Source organism: Bordetella bronchiseptica (assembly GCF_900636925.1).
GTDB lineage: Bacteria > Pseudomonadota > Gammaproteobacteria > Burkholderiales > Burkholderiaceae_B > Bordetella > Bordetella pertussis.
The window spans coordinates 2,418,344-2,441,804 of record NZ_LR134326.1 but is presented as its reverse complement, the minus strand read 5'-3'; the positions used below and the strand labels follow the sequence as shown (position 1 = coordinate 2,441,804).

The 23,461-nt window shown below is 69.7% G+C and carries 21 protein-coding genes; 12 read left to right on the top strand and 9 right to left on the bottom strand.

Annotated features, from left to right (window positions below):
- Positions 1-63 precede the first annotated feature (63 nt).
- From EL288_RS11390 to EL288_RS11380, 3 genes are all read right to left on the bottom strand, one after another.
- Positions 64-870 (bottom strand): anti-sigma factor family protein, encoded by an 807-nt coding sequence (locus tag EL288_RS11390; protein ID WP_225665651.1) that lies wholly within the window; start codon positions 868-870, stop codon positions 64-66.
- Entirely contained in the window at positions 860-1,411 is a 552-nt protein-coding gene (locus tag EL288_RS11385; protein ID WP_003811690.1) for a sigma-70 family RNA polymerase sigma factor, read from the bottom strand. The genes EL288_RS11390 and EL288_RS11385 overlap by 11 nt, the downstream gene beginning before the upstream one ends.
- 104 nt (positions 1,412-1,515) lie before the next feature.
- Complete coding sequence (locus EL288_RS11380) at positions 1,516-3,018, bottom strand: GGDEF domain-containing protein (protein WP_126621929.1); 1,503 nt, start codon at positions 3,016-3,018, stop codon at positions 1,516-1,518.
- A 112-nt stretch (positions 3,019-3,130) separates the two neighbouring features.
- Here EL288_RS11380 and EL288_RS11375 point away from each other — a divergent pair, with 112 nt between their 5' ends.
- From EL288_RS11375 to EL288_RS11365, 3 genes are all read left to right on the top strand, one after another.
- Complete coding sequence (locus tag EL288_RS11375; protein ID WP_003811694.1) at positions 3,131-4,984, top strand: MFS transporter; 1,854 nt, start codon at positions 3,131-3,133, stop codon at positions 4,982-4,984.
- Between the two features lie 405 nt (positions 4,985-5,389).
- On the top strand, positions 5,390-6,763 hold the full coding sequence (locus tag EL288_RS11370; protein ID WP_003811696.1) for a glutamate decarboxylase: 1,374 nt from the start codon (positions 5,390-5,392) through the stop codon (positions 6,761-6,763).
- A 104-nt stretch (positions 6,764-6,867) separates the two neighbouring features.
- Positions 6,868-8,565 carry an aspartate:alanine exchanger family transporter gene (locus tag EL288_RS11365; RefSeq protein ID WP_003811697.1) on the top strand — a complete coding sequence of 566 codons (1,698 nt, stop codon included), beginning with the start codon at positions 6,868-6,870 and terminating at the stop codon, positions 8,563-8,565.
- 12 nt (positions 8,566-8,577) lie between these two features.
- On the opposite strand, the gene EL288_RS11360 is transcribed toward EL288_RS11365, so the two are convergent.
- Entirely contained in the window at positions 8,578-9,060 is a 483-nt protein-coding gene (locus EL288_RS11360) for a c-type cytochrome (protein ID WP_003811698.1), read from the bottom strand.
- A 54-nt stretch (positions 9,061-9,114) separates the two neighbouring features.
- Here EL288_RS11360 and EL288_RS11355 point away from each other — a divergent pair, with 54 nt between their 5' ends.
- The 9 genes from EL288_RS11355 to EL288_RS11315 all read left to right on the top strand — a co-directional run bounded on the left by EL288_RS11355 (position 9,115) and on the right by EL288_RS11315 (position 18,707).
- A complete protein-coding gene (locus EL288_RS11355) occupies positions 9,115-9,498 on the top strand; it encodes a DUF488 domain-containing protein (protein ID WP_003811700.1) in 384 nt (127 codons plus the stop codon).
- A 116-nt stretch (positions 9,499-9,614) separates the two neighbouring features.
- Positions 9,615-10,334 (top strand): FadR/GntR family transcriptional regulator, encoded by a 720-nt coding sequence (locus EL288_RS11350; RefSeq protein WP_003811701.1) that lies wholly within the window; start codon positions 9,615-9,617, stop codon positions 10,332-10,334.
- A gap of 172 nt (positions 10,335-10,506) precedes the next feature.
- A complete protein-coding gene (locus tag EL288_RS11345) occupies positions 10,507-11,493 on the top strand; it encodes a TRAP transporter substrate-binding protein (protein ID WP_014905641.1) in 987 nt (328 codons plus the stop codon).
- Positions 11,494-11,976, top strand: coding sequence for a TRAP transporter small permease (locus EL288_RS11340; protein WP_003811705.1), 483 nt, complete (start codon positions 11,494-11,496; stop codon positions 11,974-11,976).
- Positions 11,977-11,979: 3 nt separating this feature from the next.
- Positions 11,980-13,263 (top strand): TRAP transporter large permease, encoded by a 1,284-nt coding sequence (locus tag EL288_RS11335; protein ID WP_003811706.1) that lies wholly within the window; start codon positions 11,980-11,982, stop codon positions 13,261-13,263.
- Positions 13,260-14,198, top strand: a complete 939-nt coding sequence (locus EL288_RS11330; RefSeq protein ID WP_003811709.1) for an HpcH/HpaI aldolase/citrate lyase family protein — start codon at positions 13,260-13,262, stop codon at positions 14,196-14,198. The genes EL288_RS11335 and EL288_RS11330 overlap by 4 nt, the downstream gene beginning before the upstream one ends.
- Positions 14,195-15,904, top strand: coding sequence for a thiamine pyrophosphate-binding protein (locus EL288_RS11325; protein WP_003811710.1), 1,710 nt, complete (start codon positions 14,195-14,197; stop codon positions 15,902-15,904). The genes EL288_RS11330 and EL288_RS11325 overlap by 4 nt, the downstream gene beginning before the upstream one ends.
- 9 nt (positions 15,905-15,913) lie before the next feature.
- Entirely contained in the window at positions 15,914-17,161 is a 1,248-nt protein-coding gene (locus tag EL288_RS11320) for a Zn-dependent hydrolase (protein ID WP_003811711.1), read from the top strand.
- A gap of 49 nt (positions 17,162-17,210) precedes the next feature.
- Entirely contained in the window at positions 17,211-18,707 is a 1,497-nt protein-coding gene (locus EL288_RS11315) for an aldehyde dehydrogenase (RefSeq protein WP_003811714.1), read from the top strand.
- Between the two features lie 75 nt (positions 18,708-18,782).
- Here EL288_RS11315 and EL288_RS11310 read toward each other — a convergent pair whose 3' ends face one another.
- From EL288_RS11310 to EL288_RS11290, 5 genes are all read right to left on the bottom strand, one after another.
- Positions 18,783-20,072 (bottom strand): Glu/Leu/Phe/Val family dehydrogenase, encoded by a 1,290-nt coding sequence (locus EL288_RS11310; RefSeq protein ID WP_003811716.1) that lies wholly within the window; start codon positions 20,070-20,072, stop codon positions 18,783-18,785.
- A gap of 192 nt (positions 20,073-20,264) precedes the next feature.
- A complete protein-coding gene (gene hutG / locus EL288_RS11305; protein WP_033459856.1) occupies positions 20,265-21,218 on the bottom strand; it encodes a formimidoylglutamase in 954 nt (317 codons plus the stop codon).
- Positions 21,215-21,988 (bottom strand): amino acid ABC transporter ATP-binding protein, encoded by a 774-nt coding sequence (locus EL288_RS11300; RefSeq protein WP_003811719.1) that lies wholly within the window; start codon positions 21,986-21,988, stop codon positions 21,215-21,217. The genes hutG and EL288_RS11300 overlap by 4 nt, the downstream gene beginning before the upstream one ends.
- On the bottom strand, positions 21,985-22,653 hold the full coding sequence (locus EL288_RS11295) for an amino acid ABC transporter permease (protein ID WP_003811721.1): 669 nt from the start codon (positions 22,651-22,653) through the stop codon (positions 21,985-21,987). The genes EL288_RS11300 and EL288_RS11295 overlap by 4 nt, the downstream gene beginning before the upstream one ends.
- On the bottom strand, positions 22,650-23,393 hold the full coding sequence (locus EL288_RS11290) for a glutamine ABC transporter substrate-binding protein (RefSeq protein ID WP_003811722.1): 744 nt from the start codon (positions 23,391-23,393) through the stop codon (positions 22,650-22,652). The genes EL288_RS11295 and EL288_RS11290 overlap by 4 nt, the downstream gene beginning before the upstream one ends.
- Between the last annotated feature and the right edge of the window lie 68 nt (positions 23,394-23,461).

The following is a 23,461-nucleotide window of genomic DNA, read 5'->3' as shown; positions in this document are numbered from 1 at the left end:
CATAACGTGTTGTGTCATGCGGGGATACTCCTCGGTGGTGAAAACAGAAACACTGGGCGCCCGTCAGGGCGTGGCCAGCATCGCGACGGTCATCTGGCCCGCGGCGCGGCCCAGTTCGGCATCGGGCAAGTCGCCGGTGATCGCGTAAGCCCACTGCCCCTGCTGCCAATAGGCGATCGGGGCGTCCTGGAAGCGCGAGACGACCGGCGCGGCCTCGGCGGCATGGGCGGGCTCGCGCGCGGCGAACACCCACAGCCGGCCCAGGCCGGCGGCCTCGACTTCCATCTCCACGCTGGGCCCGGTGCGGCCGGGGAAGACCTGCACGTCGCGCACGGCCCAGGAAGCCGGCAGGGCCGGCACGCGCACGCCGGTGGCGCGCAGCAATTCGTCGGCATCCAGATGCGGCACGCGCGGCTGCGATGCCATGGCCGCGCGCACCTTGGCGGTGCGGTGCGCCTGCACGGCGTCCTCGACGAAGGACGGCGCGGTCGCGGCCACCACGTGCCGCATGTCCGGGTAGCGCGCCGCGTACCCGACATGCCCGGCCCAGCCGACGGCCACCAGCAGCACCGCCGCGGCGGCCTGGCGCAACCGGTCGCCCAGCCCGCGGCGGACCAGCCCGCGTTCGAGCCGGCGCGCCAGGCGCCGGGTGTGCACGGCCGTGGGGGTGTCCGCGCCGTCGGCCGGCGCCTGCTGCGACGCGCCCAGGGCCCACCGCAGCGCGTCGCGCTGGCGCAGGTCCGCCATGACCCGCATGGCCTCCTCGGGGTGGCGCGACAGGAAGTCCTCCACCTCGATGCGGCGGGCCGGGTCGAGCTGCCCGTCCACATAGGCGTTGAGATCGATCTCGGTCACGGGTTCATGCGGCATCCCGGCCTCCCACGATCCTGAAGCGGGCGCGCCGGTCAGCCGCCGCCTCGCCCATGCCGTCCTCGAAGCGGCGCAGCGCCGCGCGGGCGCGGCCCAGCCGCGACATCAGCGTGCCGATCGGGATCTGCAGCGCGTCGGCGGCTTCCTGGTAGGCCATGCCTTCTATCGTCACCAGGTGCAGCGCGGCGCGCTGGTCGTCGGGCAGCTGCATGAAGGCGCGCTCGATCTGCGCCAGCCGCACGCTGTGCTCCTGGGGCGGCGCCACCGCGGCGGCGTCCTCCATGTCGTGCAGCGGCGCGGCCTGCGCCGGCGCGGCCTGGCGGCGGCGCCATTCGCTGGCGAACACGTTGTGCACGATCGCCATCAGCCACGCCCGCAGGTTGCCGTCGGCGCGCAGGGTATGGCGGCGCTCGTAGGCGCGCGTGAGCGCCTCCTGGAGCAGGTCCTCGGCGTCGTGCGGGTTGCGCGTCAGGGTGCGCGCGTAGGCGCGCAGGGCGGGCAACTGGGCGGCGACGGGAAAGGTTGGCGAATCGGAGGTCATGGAGGGCTAGACGCGCCAGCGGCGCGCATAATCCCCAACCTTACCATTTCTTACAGATTCCTGAACATCCGGTCGGCCCCGGCCTGCCCGCGGCTCGCGCCGCGCTAGGGGCCGCCCGGCTCCTGCGCCATTTCGCGCTCCGCCCCCTGCCCCGCGGTGCTCGGGTCGCCGATGCGCTCGACCCGGTTGCGGCCGCGCGACTTGGCCAGGTACAGCGCCGCATCGGCGCGTTCGACCAGCACCGCGGCCTCGCTGCCGGCCAGCGGCGTCATGGCCGTGCAGCCGATGCTGACCGAGACCACGCCGCCCCGGTTGCCGCGGTGCGGCACGGCCAGCCCCAGCACGCGGGCGCGCACCCGCTCGGCCAGCCACGCGGCGCTGCGCAACCCCATGCCGGGCAGCAGCACCACGAATTCGTCGGCGCCGTGGCGCGCCACCACATTGGCGGCATACGGCACGCAATCGCGCACCGCATCGGCGACGCGCCGCAACAGCACATCGCTGGCCGAACGGCCATAACAGTCGTAGTAGGCCTTGAAGTGGTCCACATCGACCAGCAGCAGCGCCAGCGGCGTGCGGCCGCGCAGCGCGGCCTCCCACTCCAGCGCCAGCACCTGCGCGAAGGCGCGCCGGTTGAGCAGTCCGCTGAGGGTGTCGATGCGCGCCAGTTGCGCCAGCTCGGCCTCGGCGTTGCGGCGCCTGCGCAACTCGCGCTCGAGCGCCGCCAGCAGCGCCACCAGCAACGCGCACAGCAGCAGCACGGCGCCGGCCAGCATCCAGGCGTGGCGGCGCCATGGCGTCATCATGTCGTCGGTGGACAGCGCCACCACCATGATCAGCGGCAGCTTGCCCACCCGCTCGAACTGGTAGAGCCGTTCCACCCCGTCCAGGATGGCGGTGCCGACGAAGGCGCCCCTGCCCTCGCGCCGGAACCGGCTCACGTTGGCGGACTCGCTCAGGTCCACGCCGATCTGCGCCTCCACGTACGGCTTGCGGCTGATGACGATGCCGTCGTCGCGGAACAGGGTCATCGAGCCGCGCGGTCCCACGTTCAGCTGGACCACGCGGTCGCGGAAATACGACAGGCTGACCGCGGCCACCACCACGCCGGCGAAGCTGCCGTCCGGATGCGCGAGGCGGCGGCTCAGCGCGATGCTCAGCTCGCCGTTGCGGTTGCGGCTGCGATAGGGCTTGCTGATGAACAGGCCGGCCTGCGGGTTGTCGACATGCGCCTGGAAGTAATCGCGCCTGGAGCGGTTGCGGGGTGCAACGACGGCCGTGCGCGAATCCAGGATCACCTCGCCGCGCTCGTCGAGCACCAGCAGGACCGCCAGGTTGTCGGGCCGCGCGCCCTGCTGGAACAGCAGGCGATGCAGCGCCTCGGGCCCCATCGCCGCCACCGCCGGCTGGGCCAGGTCGCCGATGACGCCGCGGATGACCAGGTCGTAGGCCGTCACCGTGCGCTCGAATTCGCCGGCCAGCGCCTGCAGCACATTGCGGGCCGAACGGGCTTCGCGCTCCCAGACCTGTTGCCGGTCCTGGGCCAGGATGGATGCCACCGCGATCACGATGCCGAGCGCCGCCACGATGCCCAGTGCGGTCACCATGCCGATACGGCTCAGTAAGCGTGCAGGCCGGGAAAGCGCCAAGATAGTCAGCTCCAGACAGAGGCGTCATGCGCCGCCGGCCATTTCCTTGCCGCGTGGGGCGGGCATACGGATGCTACACCAGGAGGAACGCCGCCGCATCCGTTTCTACCCGCGCGCGCTTGACAGGGTCGGCGCGGCGCGAGAAGGTACCAGGCACCCGACGGCGTCGCGCCGCGCCTTCCTTGCTCCCATGCTGCAAGCCCCCGCCTCCGCCCCCGAAGACCTGCCGCGCGCCAGCGCCGAAGCCGCCCCGCCGCCGTCCCGCCCCGGGGTGCTGGCGCCGTTCGGCTATCCGGCGTTCCGCATGATCTGGATCGCCAACCTGTTCGCCAATCTGGGGATCTGGGCCCAGTCGGTCGCCGCGGCCTGGATCGTGACCGAAGCCCAGAGCGGCCCGCTCATCGTCGCCATGATCCAGGTGGCCGCCGCCCTGCCCCTGGTGGCCCTGTCCATCGTGACCGGCGTGGTCGCCGACAACCACGACCGGCGCAAGGTGATGCTGGTGGGCATGGGCCTGGAGCTGGTCGTCGGCACCCTCATCACGGCGCTGGCCTTCCTCGGGCTGCTGCACCCGGTCACCCTGATCGTGGCGGTGTTCGTGGTCTCCATCGGCAGCGCCATCGTCACCCCGGCCTGGCAGGCCGCCGTCAGCGAGCAGGTGCCGCGCCAGTACGTAGGCAACGCCGTCCTGCTCAACAGCGTGAACTACAACGTCGCGCGCGCCATCGGGCCGGCCATCGGCGGCGTGCTGCTGGGCGCCCTGGGCGCCCCCTGGGTCTTCCTGCTGAACTGCTTCTGCTATGGCGCGCTGATCTGGGCGATCTGGCGCTGGCGCCGCGAAACGCCGCCGCGCACCCTGCCGCCCGAGCGCATCTACGAAGGCGTGGTGGCGGCGCTGCGCTTTACCGAGTACTCGAACGTGACCCGCCTGGTCATGATGCGCGCCTTCTCGTTCGGCCTGTCGGCCAGCGCCCTGTGGGCGCTGCTGCCGGTGCTGGCGCACGAACACGACAACGGCAGCGCCTCGCTGTACGGCTACATGCTGGGCGCCCTCGGCCTGGGCGCCATCGCCGGCAGCCTCGGCATCCGCGCGGTGCAGCGGCGGCTCGGCGTCAGCCGCCTGATCAGCGTGGCCGCCGCCTTGCTGGCGCTGGGCCTGATCGCCCTGGGCGTGACCGAAAACCTGTGGGTGGTGTTCCCGGCGCTGCTGCTGTCCGGCTCGTGCTGGATCGCCGTGCTGGCCACCTACAACGCCACCGTGCAGCTACTGGTGCCGGACTGGGTCAAGGCGCGCGCGCTGGCGCTCTACCAGACCGCCATTTTCGGCGGGCTGGCGCTGGGCTCGTTCATCTGGGGCCACTTCGCCGGCAGCATGGGCACCCGCGGGGCGATGGCGGCGGCCGGCGTGGCGCTGCTGTTCACCGTGGCGCTGCTGTACCGCTCGCGGCTGCCCGACCACGTCGACGACAAGTGCCTCTCGGTGCTGCCGCGGGCGGCCCTGCCCGCCGGACAGTCGGACTTCGACGCGCGCCATGGCGTGGTGCTGGTCTCGATCGAGTACCGCATCGCCGCCGAACGCGCGCGCGCCTTCATCGACGCGGCCGGCCCGCTGCGGCTGATGCGCATGCGCAACGGCGCCGACCAATGGCAATTGTTCCGCGACCTCGAGGACGCCGAACGCTGGTCGGAGATGTTCGTGGTCGACTCCTGGCTGCAGTACCTGCGCATGAACGACCGCATGACGCTGGCCGACAAGATGGCCATCGACGCGGCCCAGGCCTTTCACAGCGGGCCCAACCCGCCGCAGGTCACGCACGCCGTCAGCTACATCTCCGTCAGCGCCGCGGGCGGGCGCGGCCATGCCGCGCCACCGGCTCCGGCCGGCCCCGCGCAGGCCGCCATGGGGCCCGTAACCGCGGATTAGGAAAGCCCCCGGATCGCCGAACATTCGTTACTTTACGTTGCAAATTTCATTGTGCTCCGTATCGACATCAGGCATCATCCTACGCATGTGGCCCAGGGGCATTCTCCATACTGAGTCACCGCCGCGTCGAAAGTCGGCCCGCTGCCGCAAGTAGGCAACGGTTTGCATAAATCATCATTTATGTGAGCTCGTCCATGTCCTGCAACACCTTCCGCCCCCCTGCCGCCGCCACCGCCCCGCCGGCGCGTCCCGCGCCCCGCTCCCGCTTCCTGCCCGTCCCGCCGCGCCGTCCGCGCTAGCGCGACGCGCAACGCCGCGCCCCAGCCATTCCAGTCTTAGCGTACGCCGGCCGCGTTCCCGCCGGCTCTGTCCTTGTTCCCCGCCAGTTCACTTCGGAGATCCAGCATGAGCAAATCGCCAGAACAGATGACGCCTTACGACCAGTTCAACATCGAAGTCCCGGAAGACCACTTCCCGGTCGAGGGCATGTCGGCGCGCGCCGCCCAGGCGCTGGTGCTCAGCGACGAATGGACCGATACCAACCCGATGCTGAACATGTCGTCGTTCGTGACGACGTTCGCCGAGCCGGAAGCCGTCCGGATCGCCGAAAAGAACATGTACAAGAACTACATCGACCATGACATGTACCCGCAGCTGTTCGCCATGGAACAGCGCATGGTCAGGTGGCTGCACCAGCTGTGGAACGGCCCCAAGGACGCCGAACCCTACGGCACGGCCACCGTCGGCTCGTCCGAGGCGTGCATGCTGGCCGGCCTGGCGCACAAATGGAACTGGCGCCAGCGCCGCGAACGCGAAGGCAAGGACGCCACCCGGCCCAACATGGTCACCGGCGGCAACGTGCAGATCGTGTGGAAGAAATTCCTGCGCTATTTCGACGTCGAGCCGCGCATCGTGCCGCTCAAGCCCGGCCAGTACTGCCTGACCGCCGAAGACCTGGACAAGTACGTCGACGAGAACACCATCGCGGTGGTCGCCATCGCCGGCCAGACCTTCACCGGCGAGGACGACGACATCCAGGGCATCCACGACTGGCTCGACGCCTACGAGAAGAAGACCGGCGTTTCGGTGCCCATGCACATCGACGGGGCCTCCGGCGGCTTCGTCAATCCGTTCCTGTATCCCGACTACAAATGGGACTTCCGCCTGCCGCGCGTGCAGTCGATCAACGCCTCCGGCCACAAGTACGGCCTGACGCCGCCCGGCCTGGGCTGGGTGATCTTCCGCGAACGCAAGGTGTTCAACGAAGACCTGGTCTTCTACGTCAACTATCTGGGCGGCGAGATGCCCACGGCCACGCTCAATTTCAGCCGCAACTCGTTCCAGGTGGCGGTGCAGTACTACCAGTTCCTGCGCCTGGGCTTCGACGGCTTCAAGCGCGTCATGCAGCGCACGCTGGACAACGCCATCGCGCTGCGCCAGCACCTGGTCGACAGCGGCTACTTCACCATCATGAACGATACGCAGCGCATTCCCGTGGTGGCCGTCACGCTGGACCCCAAGGTCAAGAAGTTCAACGAGTTCGACGTGTCCAACAAGGTGCGCGAACGCGGCTGGGTGATTTCCGCCTACACCATGCCGCCCGACGCGGAGTCGGTGCGCAGCCTGCGCGTGGTGGTGCGCCCGCACATCAACCGCAACGTCGCGCTGTTGCTGGCCGAAGACATCGTCAAGGCGTGCAAGTACCTGGAGCAGCACGGCGGGACGGCCACGCCGCCGGCGCTGCACGACACGCACAAGTCCTCGCCGGCCAAGTGCTAGGGCCGCGCGGCGGGCCCGGCCGGGTCCGCCGCCATGCGCGCAAGGCGTGCGATGCGCCGGCCGGGCATCGCACGGTTGACTGGACGAATCGCGGAGCATAGACCATGCAGGCTTTCGTGCAATTCCTGGGCAGCAACCCCTACATACTGCTGTTTCTCACCATCGGCCTGGCGGTCTGGGTCGGCAAGTTTTCCATCAAGGGCTACGGGCTGGGCGCGGTCGCCGCCGCCATCGTGGTCGGCTGCCTGGTCGCCACCGTGGGCGCGGCCTACGGCGTCAAGTTCCACCTGGACGAGTTCGCCAAGTCGCTGCTCTATTACCTGTTCATGTACGGCGTGGGGCTGCGCGTGGGTCCGTCCTTCGTCAACGCGCTGAACAAGGAGTCCATCAACTACGCCATCCTGGCCATCATCGCGCCGATCCTGGGCCTGGCCATCGTGGTGCTGGGCACGCAGTTCTTCGGCCTGCCGCTGGGCGCGGCCGGCGGCATGCTGGCCGGCTCGCAGACCATGTCGGCGGCCATCGGCTCGGCCGAACAGGCGGTCAGCGCCGGCGTGCTGTCGCTGGGTTCGGAGAGTCCCGAGCAGATCAGCGCCATGATCGCGCTGTCCTACGGCATCACCTACATCTGGGGCACGGTCGGCATCATCCTGCTGTGCAAGTACCTGCCGCGCATCTGGGGCGTGGACGCCAAGGCCGCCGCGCTCGAGTTCGAGAAGGCGCATGGCGTGCCCAACGTGGACGACGCCGGGCTGACGGCCTTTCATCCGTTCGACCTGCGCGCCTACCGGGTCGAGAACCCGGAATCGATCGGCAAGACGGTCCAGCAGTTCCGCACGCGCTTTCCCCAGTACCAGGTGGTCAATGTCGAGCGCGGCGACCAGCTGCTCGGCCCCTCGGCCGAGACCGTGCTGCAGCAGGGCGACGTGGTGGCGCTGGGCGGCCGCCTGGAGGAAATGACCGCCAACATGGGGGTGCTCGGCCCCGAGGTGCCCGACGCCCGCGCGCTGAACATACCGCTGGACCAGGCCGAGATCCTGGTGACCAACAAGGAGGTGACCGGCCGGCCGCTGAAGACCTTCCGCGGTTCGGAGCTGGCCGGGCAGATCCAGCTGCAGCGCGTCGAGCGCAGCGGCGTGCCGCTGCCCATCGGCCTGGAAACCACGCTGCAAAAGCGTGACGTGCTGTTCGTGACCGGCCTGCAGCCGGCCGTCAGCAAGGCCGGCGAGATCTTCGGTGTGATTGCGCGCCATAGCTCGGCCACCGACCTGCTGACCCTGTCGTTCGGCATGATCCTGGGCTTTCTGATCGGGCTGATCGAAGTGCCGGCGTTCGGCGCCAAGGTGGGGCTGGGCAACGCGGGCGGCCTGCTGCTGTCGGGCATCATCGTGTCGTCGATTTCCTCGCGGCTGCGCTTTTTCGGCAACACCCCCAACGCCGCGCGCAACATCCTCGAGGACCTGGGCCTGATCGGCTTCGTGGCCATCGTCGGCATCAACGCCGGCGCCGACCTGCTCACCCAGCTGACCGGCGCGATCGCGCTGAAGATCTTCATCGTGGGCTTTCTCGCCTCGACCATCCCGCCCATCATCGTGTGGGCCATCGGCTTTCACATCATGAAGATCAACCCCGCGCTGCTGATGGGCGCCACCGCCGGCGCGCGCAGCCACTCGGGGCCGGCGCGCGAAGCCGCCAAGGAAGTCGGCTCCAGCGTGCCCTGGCTGGGATTCCCGGTCGGCTACGCCGTCTCCGGCGTGCTGCTGACCGTGTTCGGCTACTTCGCCATGGTCCTGGCGCACTGAGGCGCCGCCACGCTAGCGCGGCGTCATCTGCTGCGTGGCGGCCCGCTGGTCCTGCTGCACCTGGCTCGGCCAGGTGCTTTTTATATAGGCGAGCACCAGTGCGATCTCCGCGTCCGACAGCACGCCCGCGTAGGCCGGCATGTCGCTCTGGTAGCCGTCCGGCGCGTGGCGGCCCGGCACCATGCCGTGGCGGATGATGTCCAGCAGCACCGCGTCGGGGTGGTGCCAGGTGTGGCCGCTGGCATCGTGCGGCGGCGCCGGCAGCCGCCCGCTGGCCAGCCGCTGGCGCCAGTCGGGCTGGCCCTCGAGCCGCGCGCCATGGCAGGCGGCGCAGTTCGCCTGGTAGATGGCCTGGCCGCGCAGGCGGTCCTGCCCGGCCGCAGGCGCGATATAGTCGGAAGACGGCGCCAGCCGCCAGGCGAGCAGCCCGGCCGCCGTCGCCAGGCCGCAGGCCAGGACCAGCCACTTCAGCATCCGCCCAGGAAACCGCCTCATGAAAACTCGCTTTCGATCAGGCCGCCCAGTGTATGCGCAAACGCGCCCGCGCCCATGAAGCCCGCCATCCATCTCAAGCGCGCCTATGAGGCCGCCGCGCCCGCCGACGGGCGCCGGGTGCTGATCGACGGGCTGTGGCCGCGCGGCCTGCGCAAGGACGCCCTGCCGCTGGACGACTGGATCAAGGACCTGGCGCCCAGCGCTGCGCTGCGCCAGTGGTTCGGCCACCAGACGCCCCGCTGGCCGGCGTTTCGCGAACGCTATCTGGCCGAGCTGCGCGGCCCGTCGCATCAGGCGCAGCTGCGCGCCCTGCTGGCGCAGGCCGGGGCCGGCCCGCTTACGCTGGTCTACGGCGCGCGCGACACCGAGCACAACAACGCGGTGGTGTTGCGCGAGGCGCTGCTGGCGCTGGCGGCGGGCGGACGCGGCGCGGCCTAGTGGTTTTCCCTAGAAAGCCCGGATTCGCCATCGCCCGCTATTTTTATTCGCCGGGCGCTTCGGTATATTAGTGGCCTGACCACTGGGCCACCAGATAACCGGACACGCCACCAGCCATGGGATCCTTCCAAGCCGTCGCCCCCACGCGCCTGTACCGCATGATTGCCGACCAGATCGCCGGCCGCATCCGCGCCGGCGATTTTCCCGCCGGCGGCCGCCTGCCCGCCGAGCGCGAACTGGCCGAGCAACTGCAGGTCAGCCGCGCCTCGGTGCGCGAGGCCCTGATCGCCCTCGAAATCGAAGGCTATGTCGAAGTCCGCGTGGGCACGGGCGTGTTCGTGGCGGCGCCGCGCGCCGATGGCGACTATGGCGTCGCGCCGGCGCCCCAGCCCGGCCACACCGACATCGGTCCGTTCGACCTGCTCGACACGCGCCTGCTGCTGGAGCCCGAGTGCGCGTCGCTGGCGGCCCAGAAGGCCTCGCCCGCGCAGATCGCCGCGATCTCGTCGGCGCACGCGGCGATGTCGCTGAGCGACTCGCCCGGCGCCCACGACCAGGCCTTCCACGGCGCCATCGCGGCAGCCTGCGGCAACGCCGCGCTGGCCGCCGCCATCTCGCATATCTGGCACCTCAGCGCCACCAGCCCGGTGTTCAGCCGGCTCGAACAGCATTTCGTCACGACCAAGGTCTGGGAAGCCGCCGAGCGCGAACACGAACGCATCCTCGCGGCCATCGTCGACCGCGATCCTATCCGGGCCCGCCATGCCATGCACGACCATCTGGTCGGCATCCTGGCGCGCCTGCGCGAAGACTTTGGCAGCGGAGCCATCCGATGAATTGATTCCGGCGGCCCGTCCGCCTCCCGCGCCCGACGCTGGCGCCCTGCTTGCCGATTTCCCGCCTTGCCGCCGACACGCTCGCGCGTCGGCCTGGGCCCGCTTGCGCCGGCGGTTTCCGGCTTCGTTCCTCCCGACGTTTCACAAGCCAGAACATTTCAAGGTGAAAACCATGCAGCTGACCCGTACCCTGACCTCCCTGTTCGCCGCCGCCGGCCTGGCGCTGGCAGTCGCCCCGGCCGCCCACGCCCTGGACATCAAGCTGGGCCACGTGCTGGCCCCCAGCCACAGCTGGAACAAGGCCGCCGAAGGTTTCGCCGCCGAAGTCAAGGAAAAGACCGCCGGCCGCGTCAACTTCATCCTGTTCCCCAGCGGCCAGCTGGGCAATGAGAAGACCATGCTCGAGGGCCTGCAGATCGGCAGCCAGGGCGCGGCCATCATCGGCTCGGGCTCGCTGCAGCCGATCGAACCGAAGTTCGGCATCGTCGAGCTGCCCTACACCTGGACCACCTCGCAGCAGGCCTACAAGGCCTACGACGGCGAACTGGGCGCGGCGCTGGCCAAGCTGGCCGAGAAGAAGAACCTGGTGATCGTGTCGTGGTGGGAAAACGGCTTTCGCCACCTGACCAACAATCGCGGCCCGGTCAACACGCCGGCCGACCTGAACGGCCTGAAGACGCGCGTCACGCCCGACAAGATGCGCCTGGACACCTTCACCGCCCTGGGCGCCAACCCCGCGCCGCTGGCCTTCGGCGAGCTCTACTCGGCCCTGCAGCAGAAGGTGTTCGACGCGCAGGAAAACCCGCTGTCGATCATCTACACCTCGTCGTTCTTCGAGGTCCAGAAATATCTGTCGCTGACCGGCCACGTGTGGGGTCCGGCAAGCCTGATCGTCTCCAAGCCGATCTGGAACCGCATCTCTGCCGACGACCGCAAGATCGTCCAGGCCGCCGCCGACAAGTGGCGCGACGCGCAACGCCAGATGATCACCGAAGGCGACCTGCAGTTCGTCGCGCAGCTCAAGGAAAAGGGCATGCAGGTCAACGAAGTCGACAAGGCCCCCTTCGCCGCGGCCGTCGCGCCGATCTGGAAGACCTACGAAACCGCCTATGGCCCCGAGCTGATGGGCCTGTTGCAGAAGTACCGCGAGGCCAAGTAAATGCTGGGCCGGATCTCGCACGCGCTGTCCGGCCTGAGCAAGGCCATCGCCGCCCTGGCGGTGGCCTTGCTGGCCGCACTGATCACCTACGTTGTGTTCGAACGCTTCGTGATGCACACCACGCCGCACTGGGCCGAGGAATTGCCGCGCCTGGTGCTGGTGTGGGCGGCCTTCATCGGCGGCGTCACCTGCAGCCATGAACGCACCCACCTGATGGCCGGGCTGCTGCCCTTCGTCGTGCGCAACCCGCGCGCGCTGGCCATCTGCGACCGCGTCAACCAGGCATTGATCATCGTCGGCCTGGCCGCGCTGGGTTATGCCGGCTGGCAGCTGGCCGAACTGACCATGGACCAGACCCTGCCCGCGCTCGACGTATCGGCCGGCACGGTCTACCTCGCCCTGCCGGTGGCGTGCGCCATCACCATCGTGGTGCACCTGGCGCAATTGTTCCAACCGGCCGACCCCGTCGCGGCAAAGGATTAAAAGATGTCTACCGGTGCCCTTTTCCTGATGGGCGTATTCACGGTCACGGTGCTGATCGACATGCCGATCGCCTTCGGGCTGGTGCTGGCGTGCCTGGCGTACCTGGCCGTCTACGACGCCGCCCCGATGATGGTGGCGGCCCAGCAATACGTGGTCGGCCTGGACAGCTTCACGCTGCTGGCCATTCCCCTGTTCATCCTGGCCGCCCAGCTGATGAACGGCGCGGGCCTGACGCAGCGCATCGTGCGGCTGTGCGCGGCCATCGTCGGCGATATCAAGGGCGGCCTGGCCGTGGTGGCCGTGCTGGCCTGCCTGATGTTCGGCGCGCTGTCGGGTTCGGGCGTGGCCGACGTGATCGCCATCGGCAGCCTGCTGCTGCCCGCCATGGCACGCAGCGGCTACGACAAGGGGTTCAGCTGCGCGCTGATCGGCAGCGCCGGCGCCACCTCGACCATCATCCCGCCCAGCATCGTGCTGATTGTCTACGGCACTATCACCGACACTTCGGTGGGCAAGCTGTTCCTGGCCGGCATCATCCCCGGCATCCTGCTGGGCGCTTCGCTGATCGTCGTGGCGATCTGGCAGGCCCGCAAGCACAACTGGGCCGGCGGCCAGCCGTTCTCGTGGGGCGAGCTGCGCGCCGCCGCCATCGACGCCCTGCCCGCGCTGATGGTGCCCGTGCTGATCATCGGCGGCATCCGCTTCGGCATCTTCACCGCCACGGAGGCCGCCTCCAGCGCCATCGTCTATGCGCTGCTGGTGGGCTTTTTCTGGTACCGCACGCTCAGCCTGAAGTCCCTGTGGGAGAGCCTGAAGTCGACCGGCGAAGGCAGCGCGTCCATCCTGCTGCTGATCGGCGCCTCGGGCCTGTTCGCCTGGGTGCTGGTGGCCGAGCAGGTGCCGCAGGCCCTGTCCGGCCTGCTGGTGGACTGGACCGACAGCAAGATCGCCGTACTGCTGGTGCTGACGGTGGTGCTGCTGCTGCTGGGCACCTTCATGGAAGCCATCCCGGTCATCATCATCGTGGCGCCGGTGGTCATGCCGGTGCTGGCCCACTACAACATCGACCCGGTGCATTTCGGCATCCTGCTGTCGATCAACATGGCGATCGGCGCGAACACCCCGCCGGTGGGCGTGGACCTGATGGCCGCCTGCAAGATCGGCGGCATCAACATGATGCAGACCCTGCGCCCGCTGAGCTGGATGATGCTGGCCATGACCGCCGTCATGCTGCTGCTGACCTTCGTCCCCGAACTGGTGCTGTTCCTGCCGAGGCACGTGCAATGACCCCCATCTCCAACCCGGGCGGCCAACGCCGCCCCGCCAGCCTGCGCCGCAGCTGGATGTTCGTTCCCGGGCTGCTGGAGCAGGCCCAGGCGGCCGGCCTGGCCAGCGGCGCCGACGCGCTGGTGGCCGACCTGGAAGAGTTCACCGCGCCGGCCGACCGTCCGGCCGCGCGCCGCCGCATCGTCGCGCTGCTGGCGCAATGCCGCGCCGCCGGCGTGATCGGCGCGGTGCGCATCAACAAGCTGGAAGAAGACGGCCTGGACGACTTGCGCGGCATCATGGCCGGCGCGCCGGACGCGATTTTCCTGCCGCATGCCGAAAGCGCGGCGCAGATCGCCGCGCTCGACCGCGCCATCTCGGCCTGCGAGGCCGAGGCCGGCCTGGCGCCGGGCAGCACCGAGATCGTGCCCACGCTGGAGTCGGCGCTGGGCGTGACGCGCGCCTGCGAAATCCTGACGGCCAGCCCGCGCGTATCGGCCTGCCTGCTGGCCGCCGAGGACCTGACCGCCAGCCTGGGCGCCGAGCGCGGCCCCGACGGCATCGAGCTGCACGCCCTGCGCGCGCGCTTCCTGGTCGATTGCGTCGCGGCCGGCTGCCTGCCGATCGACTGCCCGTTCAACTACCGCGACCCCGCCGCCCAGCAGGCCGACCTGCTGTGGGCGCGCCGCATCGGCCTGAAATCCAAGTGCGCCGTGTTCGCCGAACAGGTGCCCGCCATTCACGCCGCCTTCACGCCGGACGCGGACCGCGTGGCGGCCGCGCGCGACCTGGCGGCCCGCTTCGAGGCGCAACGCGACGGCCGCGACGCCGGCGGCGCGCGCGTCGACCCGCCCGACTACAACACCGCGCGCCGCCTGCTGGCGCGCCACGCCGAATTCGAACAATGGGCCGCCCGCGCGGCGCGCCCCCGCGAGTCCCAAGGAGAGCAGTCATGACCACGCCAGCCCTGCCCGAGCGCAACGGCGGCCAGATCCTGATGCAGCAGCTGCGCGTGCACGGCGCGCGGCGCGTGTTCATGATTCCCGGCGAGAGCTACCTGCCCTGCATCGACGCCCTGAACGAGCATCGCGGCGCCATCGACGCCATTGTCTGCCGCCAGGAAAGCGGCGCGGCCTACATGGCCGAGGCCTATGGCAAGCTGACCGGCGAGCCGGGGATCTGCTTCGTCACCCGCGGCCCCGGCGCCACCAACGCCAGCATCGGCGTGCATACGGCCTACCAGGACTCGACCCCGATGATTCTGTTCATCGGCCAGGTCGGCAACGACTTCATGGAGCGCGAGGCGTTCCAGGAAATCGACTACCGCCGCATGTTCGGCCAGATGGCCAAGTGGGTCGCGCAGATCGACCGCACCGAGCGGATTCCCGAATTCATCGCGCGCGCCTTCGCGGTGGCCACCAGCGGCCGGCCCGGGCCGGTGGTGCTGGCGCTGCCCGAGGACACGCTGTGGGGCCGCGCCCGCGTGGCCGACATGCCGCGCTACCGGCGCGCGCGCTGCCTGCCCGGCGCGGCCGACCTGGCGCGCATGGTCGAATTGCTGGACCAGGCCGAGCGGCCCTTCATGCTGCTGGGCGGCACAGGCTGGAGCGCCGAGGCCATCGGACAGGCCGCCGCGTTCGCCGAACGCTTCGAGCTGCCGGTAGGCACGGCCTGGCGCCGCCTGGAATGCTTCGACCAGCGCCATCCCAATGCCGCCGGCCACGTCGGCTGGGCCATGGCGCCGGAACTGCGCCAGCGCATCGCCGGCGCGGACCTGGTCCTGGCGGTGGGCACGCGCATGGGCGAGGCCACCACCGAAGGCTACACCGTGATCGAGAGCCCGCTGCCGCGCCAGCGGCTGGTGCACGTCTACCCCGACCCCAACGAACTGGGCCGGGTGTTCGCGCCGACCCTGGGCATCGTGGCCGACCCGGCCGGGTTCGCGGCCGCGCTCGACGCGCTGCGGCCGGGACACCGCGCCAGCCGCGCGCAGGCCGTGCGCGCCGCGCACGACGAATACCTGGCCACGCTGGCCCCGCTGCCCTCGCCCGGCCCGCTCAACCTCGACAGCGCCGCCGCCTACGTCAACCAGCACATCCCGGCCGACGCCTGCATCACGGTGGGCGCGGGCAATTACGCCCTGTACCCGCACCGCTACCGCCAGTTCAGCGGCCCGGGCACCAGCCTGGCGCCCACGGTCGGCTCGATGGGCTACGGCCTGCCGGCGGCCATTTCGGCCAAGCTGGAAAACCCCGCCCGCACCGTGGTCTGCTACGCCGGCGACGGCTGCTTCCAGATGAACATGCAGGAACTCGGCGTGGCGCTGCAATACCGCGTCGGCGTGGTCGTGCTGGTGTTCAACAATGGCATCTGGGGTACCATCCGCGCCCACCAGGAACGCGAATTCCCGGGCCGCGCCATTGCCCTGGACTTCCAGAATCCCGATTTCACCCAATTCGTGCGCGCCTACGGCGGCTACGGCGAAGCGGTCGAGCGCACCGAGGACTTCGGCCCGGCCTTCGAGCGCGCGCGCGCCTTCGCCGAACGCGAGCAATTGCCGGCGCTATTGGAAATCCGCTACGAAGCCGACGGCATCGCGCCGGGCCAGACCCTGACGGAAATCCGCCAGGCGGCCCAGGCCCAGGCCGCCGGCGTGCAATGAGGTAAAGACATGAGCAACAACTCCCCGATCTCCATCGACGGACAGCGGCTGTGGCAGTCGCTGATGGACCTGGCGCGCATCGGCGCCACGCCCAAGGGCGGCAATTGCCGCCTGGCGCTGACCGCGCTCGACGGCCAGGGCCGCGACCTGGTCACCGGCTGGATGCGCGACGCGGGCCTGACCGTGCGCGTGGACCAGGTCGGCAATATCTTCGCGCGCCGCGCCGGACGCGATCCGTCGCGCGCGCCGGTCATGACCGGCAGCCACATCGACACCCAGCCCACCGGCGGCAAGTTCGACGGCTGCTACGGCGTGCTGGCCGGACTGGAAGTCATGCGCACCCTCGATGACCACGGCGTGCAGACCGACGCGCCGCTGGAAGTGGCGATCTGGACCAACGAGGAAGGCTCGCGCTTTCTGCCCGTGATGATGGGCTCGGGCGTATTCGCCGGGAAATTCCCGCTCGAGACCGCGCTGACCGCGCGCGACGCCGAGGGCAAGTCGGTGGCCGACGAGCTGCGCGCCATCGGCTATGCCGGCGCCGACCCGGTGGGCGGACGCGCGGTCGACGCCTACTTCGAGGCGCACATCGAGCAAGGCCCCATCCTGGAACACGAAGACAGGATCGTCGGCGTGGTGACCGGCTCGCTGGGCGTGCGCTGGTACGACGTGGTGGTGCAAGGCATGGAGATGCATGCCGGCCCCACCCCGATGCCGATCCGCAAGGACGCGCTGTACGCGGCCAGCCATCTGCTGCAGGCGGTGGTCGAGATCGCCAACGCGCACCAGCCGCACGGCCGCGGCACGGTGGGCGAGATCCACGCCTACCCCGGTTCGCGCAACGTGATCCCCGGCCAGGTGCGCTTCACGGTGGACCTGCGCCACGAGGACGAAGCCACGCTCGCCACGATGGACGCGCTGTGGCGCCAGGCGTGCGCCGACACCGCCGCGCGGCATGCCGTATCGGTGCAGTGCGAGCAGGTGCAGTACTTCGCGCCGACGCCCTTCCATCCCGACCTGGTCGGCAAGGTGCGCGACGGCGCGCAGCGCCGCGGCCTGCCGGCCATGGACATCGTGACCGGCGCCGGCCACGACGCGGTGTACATGGCCGCGGTCGCGCCCACGGCGATGATCTTCGTGCCCTGCAAGGACGGCATCAGCCACAACGAGATCGAGGACGCCCAGCCCGCCCACCTGGAGGCCGGCTGCAACGTGCTGCTCGACGCCATGGTGGCGCGCGCCAACGCGCCGCGCTGATTCACCCCGCCCGGCGGCGCGCCGCCGGGCCTGCCCGCATCCGACTCCCATGACCCTGCACGATTCCGCCTACTGGCGCGCGCAAGCCGCCGCCCTCGCCCCCGAAGGCCGCGCCTATATCGACGGCGCCTATTGCGACGCCGCCGATGGCGCCACCTTCGCCGCGCACAGCCCGATCGACGGCCGCAAGCTGGCCGATGTCGCCGCCTGCGGCGCGGCCGACGTGGACCGCGCGGTGGCCGCCGCGCGCCGCGCCTTCGAGGCCGGCGTCTGGAGCGGCCTGGCCCCGCGCGAGCGCAAGCACCGCCTGCTGCGCCTGGCCGCGCTGATCACCGAACACCAGGAAGAGCTGGCGCTGCTCGAAACGCTGGACATGGGCAAGCCGATCCGCGACGCCCTGGCCTTCGACCTGCCCGAGACCGCCCGCTGCTATGCGTGGTACGGCGAAGCCATCGACAAGCGCTACGACGAGATCGCGCCTACCGGCGCCGACGCGCTGGCCACCATCACGCGCGAGCCGCTGGGCGTGGTGGCCGCCGTGGTGCCGTGGAATTACCCCTTGATGATGGCGGCCTGGAAAGTGGCCCCGGCGCTGGCCGTGGGCAACAGCGTCATCCTCAAGCCTGCCGAGCAGGCCTCGCTGTCGGCGCTGCGGCTGGCGGCCCTGGCCGAACAGGCCGGCATCCCGCCCGGCGTGTTCAGCGTGGTGCCCGGCCTGGGCGCGCAGGCCGGCCAGGCGCTCGGCCTGCACCCGGACGTCGACTGCATCGCCTTCACCGGCTCGACGGCGACCGGCAAGCGCTTCATGACCTACTCGGGCCAATCCAATCTCAAGCGCGTCTGGCTGGAGTGCGGCGGCAAGTCGCCCCATATCGTGTTCGCCGACTGCCCCGACCTGGACCGCGCGGCCCAGGTCGCCGCGCTGGCGATCTTCTCCAACCAGGGCGAGGTCTGCATCGCCGGTTCGCGCCTGTACGTGCAGCACGGCATCTACGACGCCTTCATGGAAAAAGTGGCCGCCTTCGCCGCCACCCTGCGCCCCGGCAATCCGCTGGACCCGGACAGCGCGCTGGGCGCCATGGTCGACGAACGGCAGACGCAGGCGGTCATGGCCCGCATCGCCGCCGGCGCCCAGGAAGGCGCGCGGCTGCGCCTGGGCGGCCGGCAAGTGCTGACCGACAGCGGCGGCTACTACATCGAACCGACCATCTTCGATTGTCCCGGCCAGGACAACTCGCTGGTGCGCGAGGAAATCTTCGGGCCGGTGCTGGCCGCGCAAGGCTTCGCCGACGAGGACGAGGCCGTCGCGCTGGCCAATGATTCCATCTATGGGCTGGGGGCCGGGCTGTGGACCGCCGACCTCGGCCGCGCGCACCGCCTGTCGCGCCGCCTGCGCGCCGGGCTGGTATGGGTCAACTGCTATGCCGACGGCGACATCACGGTGCCCTTCGGCGGCGTCAAGCAATCCGGCTTCGGGCGCGACAAGTCGCTGCACGCGATGGACAAGTACAGCGACCTCAAGACCACCTGGATCAGCCTGCGCTGAAAACGGCGCCGGCCCCTTGCGGGGCCTGCTGCCTGGTACGCCGATGCGGGCCCTGCGGGGCCCGCCGCGCAGCGGTCAGGGATACAGGCCGCGCACCTGGCGCGCCTGCAGGATGCGGGTGCACGCCACGATGAAGGCCGCGGTACGCAGGGTGACCTTGTGCTCCTTGGCCACTTGCGACACGGCGCTGTAGGCCTCGCGCATCAGGCGCTCGAGCCGCTGGTTGATCTCCTCCTCGCTCCAGAAGAAGCTGGAGAAGTCCTGCACCCACTCGAAGTAGCTGACCGTCACGCCGCCGGCGTTGGCCAGCACGTCGGGCACCACGTAGACGCCGTTCTCGCGCAGGATATCGTCGGCTTCCGGGGTGGTCGGGCCGTTGGCGCCCTCGACCACGACCTTGGCGCGCACCCTGGCGGCGTTGTTTTCGTTGATCTGTCCCTCAAGAGCGGCGGGGATCAGGAAATCGGTCTCCAATCCCCAGAAATCGTCGTCGGCCAGTTGCTGCGCGCCGGTGAAGCCGGCCACGCCGCCCTGGTTGCCGACGTGCGCCAGCAGCTTGTGCACGTCCAGCCCGCCGTCGTTGTGGATGGTGCCGGTGTGGTCCTGCACCGCGATCACCTTGGCGCCGGCCTCATGGAACAGGCGCGCCGCGGTGCCGCCGACGTTGCCGAAACCCTGCACCACGATGCGGGCCTTGGATACGTCGAGGTTCAGGTCGCGGGCCGCCTCGCAGCCGACCACGAAGACGCCGCGGCCGGTGGCCTCGACCCGGCCCAGGCTGCCGCCCAGCGCGATCGGCTTGCCGGTCACCACGCCGGTGGCGGTGGCGCCTTCGTTCATGGAGTACGTGTCCATCATCCAGGCCATGGTCTGGGCGTTGGTGTTCACGTCCGGGGCCGGGATGTCCTTGGACGGCCCGATGATGACGCCGATCTCCGAGGTGTAGCGGCGCGTCATGCGCTCGAGCTCGGAGTGCGACAGCGTGCGCGGGTCGACCCGCACGCCGCCCTTGGCGCCGCCGTACGGCAGGTTGACGGCGGCATTCTTGATCGACATCCAGGCCGCCAGCGCCATCACTTCCGACAAGGTCACGTCCTGGTGGAAACGCACGCCGCCCTTGCCCGGGCCGCGCGACGTATTGTGCTGGACGCGGTAGCCCTCGAAGTGGGCGATGCTGCCGTTGTCCATCTCGATCGGCACGTCCACGATCAGCGCGCGCTTGGGACGCTTGAGCGTCTCGACCCAGCGGGCCAGCGGACCCAGGTACGGCGTGACGCGGTCGACTTGCTGCAGGTAGATCCCCCAGGGGCCCAGATGCTCGGCATCCAGGTATGAGGGCAAGGAATGGGCGGGAGCTTGAGACATAGGGAGGATCTCCGGGCTGAGGTTGCGCTTATTTTTCCACGAAACCAGCTGCGGCCCCAATAAAAAGAGATAAATATTTATTAGGGCCGCATCAAAAAAGCGCGCCTTGCAACAACCTTCGGGCAGGCCGCCCGGATCGGGCCGATCCGGGCGGCCAACGCCTACATCCTAAGCCCGTGGCGGGCCCGCCGTCTACCGCGCCGCGCCGCCCAGCAAGCGCCACGCCAGGCGCGCCGCCACGCGCGCGGTGCGGTGGTCGATGTCGTAGGCCGGGTTGCACTCGGCCAGGTCGGCCAGGCGCAGCTTGCCGCTGGCGCGCACATGCATCGCCACCTCCTCGACCACCGCCAGCGGCACGCCATAGGGCGCAGGGGCCGAGACCCCCGGCGCGGTCGCCGCCGGCAGCACGTCCAGGTCGATCGTGAGATAGACGTGGCCGGCCGCCGCCAGCAAGGTATCGAGCTGGGCCAGGCGCTCGCCCAGATGGGCCTCCTGCATGTGGCGGTCTTCCACCCAGACGGCGCCGGTCTCGGCCGCCCGCGCGTAGAGCGCGGGCGTGTTGCCCAGCGGCGAGACGCCCAGGCAGGCGTACTGCAGCGCGTGGCCGCGCGCCGCGCAATACTCGGCGATCTGGTCGAACGGCGTGCCCGAACTGCCCGGCCGGCCGGTGCGCAGGTCGAAATGCGCGTCGAGGTTGAGCACCAGCACCGGTTCGCGGTCGCCGCGCGCGTCCAGCCAGCGCCGCAAGCCCTGGAAACTGCCCCAGGCGATCTCGTGCCCGCCGCCCAGCACCACCGGATGCGCGCCGGCCTGCAGCAGCGCGGCCACGCGGCCGGCCAGCGCATCCTGCGCCGCCTCGAGCTGGTCGTCCTCGCACACCACGTCGCCGGCGTCGACCAGGCGACGCAGATTGTGCGCCGGCAGGCCGGCCATCATGCGCCGGATGGCGCGCGGCGCCAGCGCCGCGCCGCGCCGCCCCTGGTTGCGCGCCACGCCGGCATCGCAGGCAAAGCCCAGCACCGCGGCGTCGCCGGCGCCGGCGTCCTGCCCCAGCGCGACGATGTGGGCCAGGCGGCGCGTATCGCCGCGCTCGCCGCTGTCGTCGCGCGCGGTCCAGATGGACGCGGAATCGTTGGCCACGCTCATGCCGCCCCCTGCGATGCGCTGAGGACGGCCTGCAGGAAGGCGCGGGTACGCGCCTCGCGCGGCTGGCTGAAAATCAGCTCGGGCGGACCGGACTCGACAATGCTGCCGCCGTCCATCACCGCCACCACATCGGCCACTTCGCGCGCGAAACCCATTTCGTGCGTGACCACCATCATGGTCATGCCTTCGCGGGCCAGCAGCTTCATGACCTGCAGCACCTCGCCCACCAGTTCCGGGTCGAGCGCCGACGTGGGCTCGTCGAACAGCATCACGCGCGGCTGCATCGCCAGCGCGCGGGCGATCGCCACGCGCTGCTTCTGGCCGCCCGACAGCGAGCCGGGCATGGCCGCCATCTTTTCGCGCAGCCCCACCTTGGCCAGCAGGTCGCCGCCCAGCTCCTCGGCCTGCGCCCGGCTCATGCCGCGCAGCGTGCGCGGCCCGACGGTCACGTTGTCCAGCACCGAAAGGTGCGGGAACAGGTTGAAACCCTGGAACACCATGCCGACCTGCATGCGCAGGCGATTGAGCTCCGCCTCGGGCAGCAGCCGGCCATCCTTGAGCAGGTTGTGGCCGCAGATATCGATGGTGCCGCCCTGCGCCACCTCCAGGCCGTTGCAGCAGCGCAAAAGCGTGCTCTTGCCCGAGCCGCTGGGCCCGATCACCACCACCACCTGCGAGGCCTCGACATTGAAATCGATGCCGCGCAGCACTTCGTGCTCGCCATAGGCCTTGCGCAGTCCGCGGATGCGGATCATCTCTTGCGTACTCATTGCACCATCCCTCCCGCGCGCAGGCGATGCTCGATCCGGCGCAGGATCGTCGTCGTCGCGGTCGTCAACACCAGGTAAATCAGGGCCACCACCAGATAGGTCTCCAGCGAGCGATACGACACGCTGATGATCTTCTGGCCTTCGTGCATCAGATCGTGGATCGTCAGCAGCGAAACCAGCGCGGAATTCTTGATCAGGGCGATGAACTCGTTGCCCAGCGGCGGAATCATGCGCACCACGGCCTGCGGCAGGATGATGATGCGCATCGCCTGCGCCGAGGACATGCCCAGCGAGCGGGCCGCTTCCATCTGGCCGCGGTCGACCGACTGGATGGCGCCGCGCACGATCTCCGAGACGTAGGCGCCGGAATAGATGCCCAGGCCGAGCACACCGCAGGCGAACGCCGGCAGCGTGATGCCGAACTGCGGCAGCCCGAAGAACCAGATGAACAGCTGCACCAGCAGCGGCGTGCCGCGAAAGAACAGCAGGTATACGCTGCACAGGTTGTAGATGAAGCGGCGTTGCGGGTTGAGGCGGCCGACCCCGACCAGCAGGCCGATGACGCAGCCCAGCAGCAGCGCGCAGGCCGTCACCTCCACGGTGACGACCGCGCCGCGCAGCAATGCGTCGAAGTCGGCAAAGACAGGCGCGAAATCCAGCATCATTTGGCCTGCGCCTCGAACCACTTGTTGACGATGCGCTCGTAGGTACCGTCAGCCTTCAGCTTCTTGAGCGCCTCGTTGAGCTCGCGGGTCAGTCCGGACTTGGACTTCGGCACGGCGATGCCGTATTCCTCGGTGGTGATCTGCTCGCTCAGCACGGCCAGGTCCTGCGTGCTTTGCGCGAACAGCTTGGCCGCCGGCTTGCCGGTCACCGCCGCGTCGGCGCGGCCGATCTGCACCAGGTTGAACATCTCCTGGTTCTTCTCCACCTCGACGCGCTGCACCTTGGGGAAGTGCTCCTTCAGATAGTTGACCGACTTGGTGCCCACCTGCACCGACACCTTGCGGCCCTCCAGGTCCTTGAGCGACTTCACCGGACCATCCTTCTTGGTCAGCACCACCAGGCCGCCCGCATAGTACGGGTCGGTGAAATCCACCACTTTCTGGCGCTCGGCGGTGATGTAGATGGCCGACACGGCGATGTCGGCGCGGCCGGCCTGCAGCGCCGGGATCAGGCCCTTGAAGTCGATGTCGATCCATTCGATTTTCTTGCCCATGGCCTGGGCCAGCGCCTCGACCAGTTCGATATCGAAACCGGTGCGCTTGCCGTCCTTGACGAATTCCATGGGCGGGAACGTCGCGTCGGTCACGGCGCGAATGGTCTCCTGGGCATGCGCGGCGCCGGCGCCCCAGGCCAGGCTCAGGGTCAGGGCGGCGGTCAGCAGTTGGCGGCGAGTCGTCATGATGCTTCCTTTGGTGATGGGTACGGCATTGGAGTGAAGAAAACCGTATGGATGGATACGGCCACAGG

Coding starts and splice junctions, on each gene's coding strand:
- EL288_RS11390 (WP_225665651.1), bottom strand. CDS start 870: ATGCCGCATGAACCCGTGACCGAGATCGATCTCAACGCCTATGTGGAC.
- EL288_RS11385 (WP_003811690.1), bottom strand. CDS start 1,411: ATGACCTCCGATTCGCCAACCTTTCCCGTCGCCGCCCAGTTGCCCGCC.
- EL288_RS11380 (WP_126621929.1), bottom strand. CDS start 3,018: ATGGTGACCGCACTGGGCATCGTGGCGGCGCTCGGCATCGTGATCGCG.
- EL288_RS11375 (WP_003811694.1), top strand. CDS start 3,131: ATGCTACACCAGGAGGAACGCCGCCGCATCCGTTTCTACCCGCGCGCG.
- EL288_RS11370 (WP_003811696.1), top strand. CDS start 5,390: ATGAGCAAATCGCCAGAACAGATGACGCCTTACGACCAGTTCAACATC.
- EL288_RS11365 (WP_003811697.1), top strand. CDS start 6,868: ATGCAGGCTTTCGTGCAATTCCTGGGCAGCAACCCCTACATACTGCTG.
- EL288_RS11360 (WP_003811698.1), bottom strand. CDS start 9,060: ATGAGGCGGTTTCCTGGGCGGATGCTGAAGTGGCTGGTCCTGGCCTGC.
- EL288_RS11355 (WP_003811700.1), top strand. CDS start 9,115: ATGAAGCCCGCCATCCATCTCAAGCGCGCCTATGAGGCCGCCGCGCCC.
- EL288_RS11350 (WP_003811701.1), top strand. CDS start 9,615: ATGGGATCCTTCCAAGCCGTCGCCCCCACGCGCCTGTACCGCATGATT.
- EL288_RS11345 (WP_014905641.1), top strand. CDS start 10,507: ATGCAGCTGACCCGTACCCTGACCTCCCTGTTCGCCGCCGCCGGCCTG.
- EL288_RS11340 (WP_003811705.1), top strand. CDS start 11,494: ATGCTGGGCCGGATCTCGCACGCGCTGTCCGGCCTGAGCAAGGCCATC.
- EL288_RS11335 (WP_003811706.1), top strand. CDS start 11,980: ATGTCTACCGGTGCCCTTTTCCTGATGGGCGTATTCACGGTCACGGTG.
- EL288_RS11330 (WP_003811709.1), top strand. CDS start 13,260: ATGACCCCCATCTCCAACCCGGGCGGCCAACGCCGCCCCGCCAGCCTG.
- EL288_RS11325 (WP_003811710.1), top strand. CDS start 14,195: ATGACCACGCCAGCCCTGCCCGAGCGCAACGGCGGCCAGATCCTGATG.
- EL288_RS11320 (WP_003811711.1), top strand. CDS start 15,914: ATGAGCAACAACTCCCCGATCTCCATCGACGGACAGCGGCTGTGGCAG.
- EL288_RS11315 (WP_003811714.1), top strand. CDS start 17,211: ATGACCCTGCACGATTCCGCCTACTGGCGCGCGCAAGCCGCCGCCCTC.
- EL288_RS11310 (WP_003811716.1), bottom strand. CDS start 20,072: ATGTCTCAAGCTCCCGCCCATTCCTTGCCCTCATACCTGGATGCCGAG.
- hutG (WP_033459856.1), bottom strand. CDS start 21,218: ATGAGCGTGGCCAACGATTCCGCGTCCATCTGGACCGCGCGCGACGAC.
- EL288_RS11300 (WP_003811719.1), bottom strand. CDS start 21,988: ATGAGTACGCAAGAGATGATCCGCATCCGCGGACTGCGCAAGGCCTAT.
- EL288_RS11295 (WP_003811721.1), bottom strand. CDS start 22,653: ATGATGCTGGATTTCGCGCCTGTCTTTGCCGACTTCGACGCATTGCTG.
- EL288_RS11290 (WP_003811722.1), bottom strand. CDS start 23,393: ATGACGACTCGCCGCCAACTGCTGACCGCCGCCCTGACCCTGAGCCTG.